This window comes from Luteitalea sp. (assembly GCF_044337415.1).
Classification (GTDB): domain Bacteria; phylum Acidobacteriota; class Vicinamibacteria; order Vicinamibacterales; family Vicinamibacteraceae; genus Luteitalea.
The window spans coordinates 1-10,873 of record NZ_JBIINP010000139.1; the positions used below are offsets into that span (position 1 = coordinate 1).

The following is a 10,873-nucleotide window of genomic DNA, read 5'->3' on the forward strand; positions in this document are numbered from 1 at the left end:
CCGGTCGAGGTGCAGGCCACCGGCAAGTACCACGCCGACCCGGTCTGGGACGTGCTCGAGACGTTCGATGCCCGCTTCCGTTTTGCCAACGGCGTCGAGATGTTCTACACGATGGACAAGCCCCGCATCCGCTTCGAGGGCGACAAGGGCTGGCTGCTCGTGAACTACGACAAGAGCGCCGACCACCCCGAGTACCACGAGGCGTCCGATCCGAAGATCCTCGCGATGACCATTCCCTCGGGCGGCACGCGCTTCCCGCTGCGCAGCGAGCGCGTGGACTTCATCGAGTCCGTGCGGAGCCGTCGCAAGACCATGGAAGACGAGGAAGTGGGCCAGCGCACGATCTCGATCTGCCATCTCGCCCACATCGGCATCAAGCGTCAGGGCGCCCTGTTGAAGTGGGATCCCGCCCGCGAGCGCTTCACCAACGACGAGGAAGCGAACCGCCACCTCGAGGCCCCGGCGGGCCGCACCGATTGGGGGACGAAGTGAACGGGGTCGGGAACGGCAGGCGGCGGTCGGCAGTCGGCAGTGCGGCGACCAGCCGTGGCCGTCTGTCCGTAGCCGCCGGACTCGCCCGGCGGTCATTCCTGCTCGCGCTCCTGATGCTGCTGGCGTGGACGCACGCCGAGGCCGCGCGGCCGGAATTCTTCGTCTTCGACAACGGCGTCGGCCGGGGTTCGTGGACGCCGACCCAGCAGGCGCAGACGCTCAAGGAACTCGGCTACGACGGCATCAGCTACAACTACACGACACCCGAGGACCTCGCCGCCTGGCAGAAGGCGTTCGGCGCCGCGGGCCTCAAGATCTACGGGCTCTACGTCCACACCTACATCGATCGTCCCGAGGCGTTCGACCCGCGGTTGCCCGAGGCCATCAGGCTGATGAAGGGCACGCCGACCACGCTCTGGATCACCGTGCAGAAGCCGAAGGTGGCGAGCGCCGACGATGAGTCGAAGGCCGTCGCGGTGGTGCAGCGCGTGACAGACCTCGCGAAGAGCTCTGGCGTGCAGGTGGCGCTCTACGGGCACGCGAACTTCTACGTCGAGCACGCGCTCGACTCCGCGCGCATCGTCGGCAAGGCCAACCGGAGCAACCTCGGCGCCAGCATCAACCTCTGCCACGAGTACATGAGCAACGTCGGCGGCAACCTCGACGCCGCCGTGAAGGCTGTCGCCTCGAAGGCCACGCGCGTCAGCATCAACGGCGTCGACCTCGCCGGCAAGAACTACATCACGCGCCTCGACCAGGGCGACTTCGACATGGTCGGGTACCTGCAGACGCTGCAGGCCGCCGGCTACCGCGGCCCGATCGGCCTGCAGGCGTACAACGTGCCCGGCGACACGCGCGAGAACCTCGCGGCCAACATCGCCACCTGGCGCCGCATCGCTGCGCAGGTCGACGAGCGGGCCCCGAAGGCACCCGCCCAGAACGTGCTCACGGCCGCCGAGACGAAGGCCGGGTGGCGCCTGCTGTTCGACGGCAGGACGACCGACGGCTGGAAGGGCTTCGCCAAGCCGGCCTTCCCGGCGCAAGGCTGGGTGGTCGAGGACGGCACCATCAAGGGGCTCGGCACGAAGGGCGGCGACATCATCACCACCGCCACCTTCGGCGACTTCGAGTTCGCATGGGACTGGCGGCTGTCGTATCGCGGCAACAGCGGCATCAAGTACTTCGTCGACGAGGCGCGCGGCAACGAGGGCGGCGCCATCGGCCACGAGTACCAGACCATCGACGACGACAACTACGTCGTGATGGCGCTGAACGAGCGACAGAAGACCGGTGCGTGGTACGACTGCATCCCTGCCCAGAAGAAGGCGGCCCGCCCGGTCGGCGAGTGGAACACCTCGCGCCTCGTCGTCAAGGGCACCATCGTCGAGCACTGGCTCAACGGCACGCTGGTGCTGCGCTACGACCTCACGAGCGCCGAGGCCGCCGCAGGCGTCGCCACGAGCAAGTTCAAGGACGTCAAGGGCTATGCAGACAAGATCCGCACGCCGATCCTGCTGCAGGACCACGACACGGTGGTCTGGTTCCGCAACCTGAAGGTCCGCGAACTGCGATAGGCCGGCCCCTACGGCTGGCCCTTCTGCTTCTGCTGCGTCACCTGCGTGAGCCGCGTCGCTTCCTGGCCATACAACTCCAGCTGGAGCTGGTTGTCCCTGGCCGAGATCGACGTCTGCGCCAGCAGCTTGCCTTCGCCCGTGTGGCTGCCCGGCGCGAACCGGATCTCGATCAGCGTGAACGGGTAGTCCATCGACCGCGTGGAGTTGCGCGCGGCGAAGAAGCTCACGGGCTTGTCGGTGACGACCACGATCTGCCGCGTGCCGTCCGCCATCCGGTTCTCGCGGGCGTACTTGATGTCCCACCCGAGACTCCCGGGCGTGTTCATGTACCCGGCGCGCGGCTTGATGGCCTGCAGGCTCTGCACCAACTTGTCCTGGTCGGATCGCTTCTGGGTCGTGCCAGCCACCTTGTCGAGCAGCAGGGCGCGCTCCTCGTCGCTGCTCCAGCGCTCGATGGCGATGTCGATCGTCCCGGTGCGGCCGCCCTGCATGTTGATGCCGAAGGCGCGGAAGCGCAGCGGGTCCTCCGGCGACACCGCGGTGTGCGCGGAGGCGCCGGGCTGCGCGTGCATCTGGACCACGGGAAGGATCGAGGCGACGGCAAGCGCCGAGGCCATCACGGGCAACGTGAGGATACGCATGAGCAGTGACTCCGGATCGAGGGCCACGGCAACGCCTGCATCGAGCCAGGGCTACCGCGCGCAGTGACGCCTGCCAGTGCAGAAGCACAGGTCGTACCACACGCGACACCAACGCATTGCGTGATGCGCGACAGCGGTCGTGCTCGTCTCCTTGGAGGACCTCCACTCCGATGGAGGTTCTCCGAGACTCCACGAACATGCGCCTCAGCTGCACGCGACGACTTCGCACATCGCGCGCATTCCCCTCGTCCATCCACGCGCACGTGTTGGCACTGGTCCTGCACCTGACGTGTCGATGAGTGCCTGGGCCTCGCGTACGTCGCCGTCCTCCGGCGAGCGATGACACAGGACGAGGTATCCCGATGACCCATCGACCGTCGTCCCCCGGTCGTCACCTGCCGTGCCACGCCGCAGTGACGCCCGCGGTGCTGTTGCTGGCCGCCGCCCTGGCTTCGGGGTGTTCCCGATCGTCGTCCCCCGCGTCGGCCGCCGCCGAACCGCCGCCCCCGCCGATCGAGGCGGAGCTCGCGCCGGCCTCGCGGCTCGTGGACCCGCGCGTCGACGACCTGATGCGGCGCATGAGCGCCCACCTGGCCAAGGCGCCGGCCTTTGCCTTCGAAGCCGAGGAGCTCTGGGACGATGTCCCGGCCCAGAGTCCTCGTCGGCAGGTGAGCAACAGGCGACATGTGGCGCTCCGTCGCCCCGACCGCCTCGTCGGCGACGCCAGCGGCGATGCGATGAACCGTTCCTTCTGGTACGACGGCAAGACGTTCGCGGCGCTCGACAAGGAGCAGCTCGTGTGGGCGTCGGGCGACGTACCCGCGTCCGTCGATGGCGCGCTCGACTGGTTGCGGGAGCGGACCGGCACCGAGATCCCCGTCGCGGACTTCCTGTACGGCGACCCCTACGCGCGGATGATGGGACAGGTGCAACGAGGCGTGTACGTCGGCCTGCACGACGCCGCCGGCGTGCCCTGTCATCACCTCGCGTTCGAGCAGGCCACCATCGACTGGCAGATCTGGATCGACGCGGGGCCGCAGCCGCTGCCCCGCAAGCTCGTGATCACCTACAAGACCGAGGACGAGGTCCCGCAGTACAGCGTGACCATCACCAGCTGGAACCTGTCGCCGCGCCTGCCCGACAGCCTGTTCGCGTTCACGCCTCCGCAGGGGGCGACGCGCGTCGACGTCGAGGCCTTCGCGCCGCGCACCACGTCCCCATCCACGCCCCCCTCCACGACCCCCTCCACGAACTCGGGAGGCACGCGATGAAGCGCCTCATTGCCTGGACCCTGATCCTGCCGCTCCTCCTCGGCAGCACCACCGCCGAGTTGCTCGCGCAGCGCCGCAGACCCTCCCGCGGGAGCGTGTCGTCCACGGGCGCCCACTCGCGCGGCACGACGACGAGATCCACGTCGCCCGGCTCGGCCACGACGACGCGCCAGGGCCAGAACGCCTCCGGCTCGCGCACGGTGAGCCAGACCGGCGAGGGCTTCCAGGTCGACAAGTCGGTGCAGACCGACAGCGGCGCCTCCAAGTCGGTCAGTCGTGACGTGAACGTGGAGGAACGCGAGGTCGACCGCTCGTCCACCACCACGAACCGGTGGGGTGAGTCCGTGTCTCGCGACCGCGAGGTCGAGCGCGAGAACGGCTACCTCGACATCGAGGGGAGCGCGCACACGAGCACGGGTCGCGAGGCGTCGTTCGATGGCGCTGCGGGCCGCACGGTCACCGGACGCCCCGTCGTCGCGGGCTCGGTGAACACCAAGTACAACGGCAACTACAACGTCGCGGCGGGCCGTACCCCGTACGGCGGCTGGAACACCGCCGTCGCGGGCCCGTACGGCGGCCGCGTGACGCGCACGCTTCCGTCCGGCTACCGCACCACGACGTACCACGGACGGCCCTACTACGCGTATGGCGGCGCGTACTACCGCCCGTACATGCATCACGGCGTGCCCTTCTACTACCCCGTGCCGGTGCCGTACCACGCGTACTACGACACGCCGCCCGTGGGCGCCATCATCCTGCTGGTGGCCGGCATCTCGTACCTGGTGGCCAAGGACGGCACCTACAGCAAGCAGACCACGACGAGCAGTGGCCAGGTCGCCTACCAGGCCGTGCCAGCACCGGTCGGCGCGACGCTGACCACGCTGCCGGTGCACCGCGTGCCCGTCACGGTCGGCGGCACGACCTACTTCATCAGCGCCAACACGTTCTACCGGCGCACGCTCGAGAACGGCCAGGAGCGGTTCGTCACGGTGACCGCACCCGTCGGCCTCGTGATGGTTGCCGCCTTGCCCGCGGAGTTCGAGGTCGTCGAGCTGAACACGATGTACTTCAAGGCCGGCGGCGCATGGTTCGTGCCGTATCTGTCGCCCGACGGCAAGGAACTCTACGTGCAGGTGGACCCGCCCCCGACGCCCGCATCGCCGTCGACGCAGTCCCAATCCTCGCCGGCCCCGGCGGCGTCCTCGGCGGCAGCGCCTGCCCCGACGGTGCGCAGCGTCGAGGAACGCATGACGATTCCCGCGGGCACGGTGCTCGTGGTGCGCTTCGCCAGCGACATCAGCTCGAAGACGGCCACCGTGAACATGCACTGGCAGGGCTTCCTCGATCAGGATCTCGCCGTCGGCGGGCGCCTGGTCGCCGGACGCGGCGCGCACGTGTACGGGACGGTCACGGCCGTGAACACGGGCAGCAAGATGAAGGGCAAGGCGTCGGTCACGGTGGCCCTCACCGATCTGCAGGTCGGCGAGCAGTACGTGCCGGTGGCGGCGGCCCCGCTCACCGCCAGCGGTGACGCGTCGAGTGGCGCGAAGAAGCTCGTCGGCGGCGTGGCCCTCGGTGCGGCGATCGGCGCCATCGCCCACGGCGGCGAGGGTGCCGCCTGGGGCGCCGCGATCGGCGCGGGCGTGGGCGGCGCCGCAGCCGCCAGCGGCAAGGTCGACGCTGCGGAGATCCCGGCGCAGGTCGCGCAGACGTTCACGCTGTCGTCGCCGGCCTCGGTGGACGTGTTCACCACCGTGGCGGTCCGTTGAGGTAGACACGGACGGATCAGGCGGGGGCCGGCGAGCCCCCGCTCGCCGGCAGGCGACTCCTGCACCGCTCGTCATGCCATGATGCGTACTGATGAGCCGACTCGCTTGCCGCCCCCCGCGTCGCCGGGTCGCGACCTGGCTTGCGGCCTGCGTGCTGTGGAGCCTGCCCGCCTCTGTCGGGGCCCAGACGACGAACCTCCAGGTGTGGGGGAACCTGACCTTCAACTGGGTCAAGAGCCAGCGCCTGGCCTATGAGCTCGACCTCGAGCCGAAGGCCCTGGTCGCCGCGACCGAAGACACCGCGGACTGGCGCAACATCGACGTCACCCCGAACGTGGAGTTCTCGCCCCGGGGCTGGTACGACATCGTCGTCGACACCACGGTTGGCCGGACCCTGCAGACCGACGATGTGACCACCACGGAGGTCACCCCTCGCCTCGGCGTCCGGTTCCACCTGTTCTCGCGCAAGGTCCACAAGTTCAACGAGCGCACGCCCGGCCGCCGGCTGGTGGTCCGCAACCTGCTGCGCGTCGAGTCGCGGAACTTCTTCTACGGCGGAACGGCCAGCGGCTCGGACTCCAACGTCCGCGTCCGCAACCGCCTGGAGTTCCAGGTGCCGCTCAACCACGACAGCATGAGCACCGACCGCACGCGCTACCTCCTGGCCGACTGGGAGTGGTTCATGCCGCTGTCCGATCAGGAGGAGCGCTTCGCCAACCGGCAGCGGATCCGCCTCGGCTTGGGTGTGCGCCGGAGCTTTCAGTGGCGCTACGAGGTGCTGTACATCTGGACCCGATCGCGCAACACCATCGAGGACGACTTCTCGACATCCGACAACGCCATCAACATCCGCATCAAGAGGGTCTTCTGAGGAAAAGGACTTCACGCCCACCGGGCCCCACGACATGACGTGCGGGAATCCCTGCCCGGCGACTTCGGGTTTCCACGGCCCAGGGCCGAGGCGCTGTGGCACGACGGCGCCTCACTGAGGCCCGTGCCGCCTACTCCCGCGATTTTCGGGTGGAATCGCCAGAGCGGTCCCATAGAATGGTAGGTCGTGCCACACCGTTCGACCATGTCAGCGCCCCGTGATCCCGGCAGGCTCGGAGCGAGCCGTGACGGGCGCGGTGAGCCTGGCGGTCGTGTTTCCATGGTTCCCCCCGCGTTCCCTCGAGCTTCCCGCATGCCCATCGCCTTCGTCCGCACCGCCCTGGCCCTCTCGCTCCTCGCATCCGCGGAAGGCCTCGCATTCGCACAGTCGCCTCCCGCCGCCCAGCCGGCTGCCGCAGCGACCGACCCCGTCGCTGCCCTGAAGCAGAACCTGGCGACTGGCGCCAAGGCGCTTCGCCAGTACGAGTGGGTCGAGACGACCGTCGTCAGCCTCAAGGGCGAGCCGAAGTCGCGCAAGCAGAACCGGTGCTACTACGGCGCGGACGGCACGCTGCAGAAGATTCCGCTGGAATCGGCCCCGGCGGCAGCGGCACCGGCGCCAGGTGGTCGTCGCGGCGGGCGCTTGAAGCAGCAGATCATCGAGAACAAGAAGGACGAGTACGCCGAGTACATGCAGCGCGCCGCGGCCCTCGTCCACGGCTATGTGCCGCCCGACCCGGCGGCCATCCAGAAGGTGAAGGACGCCGGCCGGCTGTCGATGAGCCCGCAGCCGGGAGGCTCCATGCGCCTCACGCTGCCGCAGTACCAGAAGGCCGGCGACAGCCTGATCGTGGACCTCGACCCGGCGGCCAGCCGTCTGCTCGGCGTGTCGGTCGCGAGCTACTTGGACTCGCCCGAGGACGCGGTGTCGCTCGCGGTGAAGATGACGACGCTGCCTGACGGCGCCGTCTACGCGGCGCAGACCACCCTCGACGCCCCGGCCAAGAAGATCCAGGTCGTGATCACCAACTCGGGCCACCGTCCGCTCGCGCGTTGAGCGGCCCGACCTCAGCCCACAGGATCTCGTTACACCGCCGCGGCGCCGGGAGTTCCTCGCCGTTGCGCGGCCTCGTGCAGGAGCATTCATGACACAGCGTTCGTCGACTCCCGAGACTCACACCCCACGTGGTCGTACGTGGATCACCGCGCCCCGCATCGCCGCGGTCGCATTGACCGCCACGGTGGCCGTCACCACCGGCCTGCTCGCCCAGTCGGGGCAGAAGCAGGACGCCGGTGTGCCCGAGAAGGCCCAGGTCGAGAAGCTGTTCGCGGCCAAGGCCCCCTACTCGCCCTACGCCGGCCGCCAGTACCCGATGCGGCCGCTGTTCGGCGACACGCACATGCACACGGCGTTCTCCATGGACGCCGGGGCGTTCGGCGCGCGGCTCACGCCCCGCGAGGCGTTCCGCTTCGCGCGCGGCGAGGAGATGCTGTCCAACTCGGGCCAGCCGGTCAAGTTGTCGCGCCCGCTCGACTTCATGGTCGTGGCCGACCACTCCGATGGCTTCGGGTTCTTCACGCTGATCAACAACGGCGACCCGAGCATCATGGGCGACCCGCAGGGCCGCAAGTGGAACGAGATGATCCACTCGGGCCAGGGCGCCGAGGCGGCGCTCGACATCATCCGCAACTTCGGCACCGGCACCATCTCGAAGGCGATCATGCCCGTGCCCGGGACCAAGCCGTACCGGAGCGCGTGGGCCGAGGCCATCAAGGCCGCCGAGGAGAACAACAGCCCGGGCATGTTCACGGCGTTCATCGGCTTCGAGTGGACGTCGAACACCGGTGCCAACAACCTCCACCGCAACGTCATCCTGCGTGATGGCGCCAGCCGCGCCAGCCAGGTGGAGCCGTTCACCACCGTGCGGCCGCTCGGCAGCGACGACCCGTCCGACCTGTGGAAGTGGCTGCAGATGTACGAGGACAAGACGGGCGGCACCGCGCTGGCCATCGCCCACAACGGCAACCTGAGCAACGGCATCATGTTCCCGGTGCTCGAGACGTTCGGCAAGCCCGTGGATCGCGCCTACGCCGACACGCGGATGCGCTGGGAGCGGCTGTACGAGGTCACGCAGACCAAGGGCGACGGCGAGACGCACCCGTTCCTCTCGCCCAACGACGAGTTCGCCGACCACGAGAAGTGGGACAAGGGCAACCTCGATGGCAGCGTGCCGAAGACCAAGGCGATGCTCGAGTTCGAGTACGCGCGTTCGGCGCTCAAGCACGGCCTGAAGCTCGAGCAGACCCTCGGCTCGAACCCCTACAAGTTCGGCATGATCGGCAGCACCGATGCCCACACGGGCCTGATGGCCATCGAGGAAGACAACTTCTTCGGCAAGACCGCGCCGCAGGAGCCGAGCCCGGAGCGCCTGTCCAAGGCATTCGTCAAGGACCCGAAGTCGGGCGTGACGATCATGGACTGGGAGGTCGCGGCGGCCGGGTACGCCGCCGTGTGGGCCAGGGAGAACACGCGCGAGGCCATCTTCGACGCCATGCAGCGGCGCGAGACCTACGCGACGACGGGGACGCGCATGGTGGTGCGCTTCTTCGGCAGCTTCGACTTCGAGGCCGGCGACGCCGCGACGCGCAACCCCGCCATCGTCGGCTACGGCAAGGGCGTGCCGATGGGCGGCGACCTGTCGAAGGCGCCGGCCGGCAAGGCGCCGAGCTTCCTGGTCGCGGCGCTCCGTGACCCGATCGGCGCCAACCTCGATCGCATCCAGATCGTGAAGGGCTGGATCGACGCGAAGGGCGAGCTCCACGAGCGCGTCTTCGACGTGGCCTGGGGCGGCGACCGCAAGGCGGGCGCCGACGGCAAGCTGCCGTCGATCGGCAGCACGGTGGACATCGCCAACGCGACGTGGACCAACACCATCGGCGTGCCGGAGCTGATCACCGTGTGGAAGGACCCCTCCTTCGACCCGGCGCAGCGCGCCTTCTACTACGCCCGCGTGCTGGAGATCCCGACGCCGCGGTGGACGGCCTACGACGCCAAGCGCTTCGGCATCAAGCCGCTCCCGGGCACGCGCATGACCGTGACCGAGCGCGCGTACACGTCGCCGATCTGGTACACCCCGCAGTAGACGGACTCACGCGGCCCTGGACGGCCCGCGCCGAGTGAACAACGAGAGGCAGGATCACGCACCACGCGGTCCTGCCTCTTCGTCGTTCAGCGCTCACATGCCGTGTGCGCTCGTGAGCTGCGGCTGCGGCTGAACTGTTGACTATGAATTCTGAATTCTGAATTGTTCAGTACTCGTCCGAAACGATGTCGCCAGCCTCGACGCCGAACTCGTGCTGCAGCATGTCGCGCGTCGCGTGCACCATCGGCGGCGGGCCGCACAGGAAGAAGTCGGCCACCGAGGGCGTGGCCTCGCGCGAGAGATGCTCACGCCGCAGCACGTCGTGGATCATCCCCGTCGGGCCCGTCCACCCATCGTCGGGCAGCGGCGCCGACAGCGCGACGTGGAACCGGAAGTTCGGGAAGCGTGCCTCGAGGGCGCGGAAGTCCTGCTCGTAGAACACCTCCTGCCGCGAGCGCGCACCGTACCAGAACGTGACCGGCCCGGCGTGGCCACGCGTCTCGAGCAGGTGCGTGATGTGCGAGCGGATGGGCGCCATCCCCGCGCCGCCGCCCACGTACACGCGCGGACGCTCCGTGTCGCGGATCAGGAAGTCGCCGTAGGGGCCCGACGCCTGCACCGTGTCTCCCGGCTGCAGCCGCCACACCCACGTCGACCCCACACCCGCTTCGCACGCCTGCCCCGTCGGCGGCATCGCGATGCGGACGTTGAACCGGAGCTCCTGCATCGGCGACGCGGGATCGGTCGCCAGCGAGTAGTTCCGCCGAAGTTCCAGCCCGTTGCTGGCCGACAGGTCGAACAGGTGATGCGCGCGCCACACCGAGGCATACGGCTCGTCCACGGTCACATCGCGCAGCCGGATCTCGCCGTACGCCGGGATGTGCAGCTGCATGTACTGCCCCGGCTTGTAGTCGGGCCAGGCTGCAACACTCCGGCGCGGTGGGACACCGCGCCCTACCTCTGACGCTCCCGGAGCGAGCACCAACTCCTTGATGAACGTCGCGACGTTGCGGTTCGAGACCACGCGGAACGTGTACACGGGCGTGGTGTCGGCCGTGGCGCCCCCGCCGACGCGCAGCCACACGCGACCGCCCTCCTCCTTCGCCTCGTGCG

7 protein-coding genes and 2 pseudogenes are annotated in these 10,873 nt (G+C 69.0%); 7 read left to right on the forward strand and 2 right to left on the reverse strand.

Annotated elements, in window-relative coordinates; translation table 11 throughout:
- Positions 1-492, forward strand: a pseudogene (locus ACIRDX_RS16400) (hypothetical protein); the annotation flags it as partial.
- A gap of 113 nt (positions 493-605) precedes the next feature.
- A complete protein-coding gene (locus ACIRDX_RS16405) occupies positions 606-2,066 on the forward strand; it encodes a family 16 glycoside hydrolase (RefSeq protein ID WP_396626516.1) in 1,461 nt (486 codons plus the stop codon).
- An 8-nt stretch (positions 2,067-2,074) separates the two neighbouring features.
- Here the strand turns inward: ACIRDX_RS16405 and ACIRDX_RS16410 are convergent, their stop codons facing one another.
- Positions 2,075-2,707, reverse strand: coding sequence for a hypothetical protein (locus ACIRDX_RS16410; protein WP_396626517.1), 633 nt, complete (start codon positions 2,705-2,707; stop codon positions 2,075-2,077).
- A gap of 362 nt (positions 2,708-3,069) precedes the next feature.
- Between ACIRDX_RS16410 and ACIRDX_RS16415 the strand changes: the two genes are divergently transcribed.
- From ACIRDX_RS16415 to ACIRDX_RS16435, 5 genes are all read left to right on the forward strand, one after another.
- Entirely contained in the window at positions 3,070-3,978 is a 909-nt protein-coding gene (locus ACIRDX_RS16415; RefSeq protein ID WP_396626518.1) for a DUF2092 domain-containing protein, read from the forward strand.
- Positions 3,975-5,747, forward strand: a complete 1,773-nt coding sequence (locus ACIRDX_RS16420; protein ID WP_396626519.1) for a DUF6515 family protein — start codon at positions 3,975-3,977, stop codon at positions 5,745-5,747. Before ACIRDX_RS16415 ends, ACIRDX_RS16420 begins: the two co-directional genes overlap by 4 nt.
- Positions 5,748-5,838: 91 nt before the next feature.
- On the forward strand, positions 5,839-6,618 hold the full coding sequence (locus ACIRDX_RS16425) for a DUF2490 domain-containing protein (RefSeq protein WP_396626520.1): 780 nt from the start codon (positions 5,839-5,841) through the stop codon (positions 6,616-6,618).
- A gap of 312 nt (positions 6,619-6,930) precedes the next feature.
- Positions 6,931-7,674, forward strand: a complete 744-nt coding sequence (locus ACIRDX_RS16430) for a hypothetical protein (RefSeq protein WP_396626521.1) — start codon at positions 6,931-6,933, stop codon at positions 7,672-7,674.
- A gap of 88 nt (positions 7,675-7,762) precedes the next feature.
- Positions 7,763-9,760 (forward strand): DUF3604 domain-containing protein, encoded by a 1,998-nt coding sequence (locus ACIRDX_RS16435; protein ID WP_396626522.1) that lies wholly within the window; start codon positions 7,763-7,765, stop codon positions 9,758-9,760.
- 166 nt (positions 9,761-9,926) lie between these two features.
- On the opposite strand, the pseudogene ACIRDX_RS16440 reads toward ACIRDX_RS16435, so the two are convergent.
- Positions 9,927-10,873 (reverse strand): annotated as a pseudogene (locus tag ACIRDX_RS16440) (NADH:ubiquinone reductase (Na(+)-transporting) subunit F); the annotation flags it as partial.

Excerpts from the sequence above, each read along its gene's own strand:
- ACIRDX_RS16410 (WP_396626517.1), bottom strand. The coding sequence starts at position 2,707 with ATGCGTATCCTCACGTTGCCCGTGATGGCCTCGGCGCTTGCCGTCGCC.
- ACIRDX_RS16435 (WP_396626522.1), top strand. The coding sequence starts at position 7,763 with ATGACACAGCGTTCGTCGACTCCCGAGACTCACACCCCACGTGGTCGT.
- ACIRDX_RS16425 (WP_396626520.1), top strand. The coding sequence starts at position 5,839 with ATGAGCCGACTCGCTTGCCGCCCCCCGCGTCGCCGGGTCGCGACCTGG.
- ACIRDX_RS16405 (WP_396626516.1), top strand. The coding sequence starts at position 606 with ATGCTGCTGGCGTGGACGCACGCCGAGGCCGCGCGGCCGGAATTCTTC.
- ACIRDX_RS16420 (WP_396626519.1), top strand. The coding sequence starts at position 3,975 with ATGAAGCGCCTCATTGCCTGGACCCTGATCCTGCCGCTCCTCCTCGGC.
- ACIRDX_RS16430 (WP_396626521.1), top strand. The coding sequence starts at position 6,931 with ATGCCCATCGCCTTCGTCCGCACCGCCCTGGCCCTCTCGCTCCTCGCA.
- ACIRDX_RS16415 (WP_396626518.1), top strand. The coding sequence starts at position 3,070 with ATGACCCATCGACCGTCGTCCCCCGGTCGTCACCTGCCGTGCCACGCC.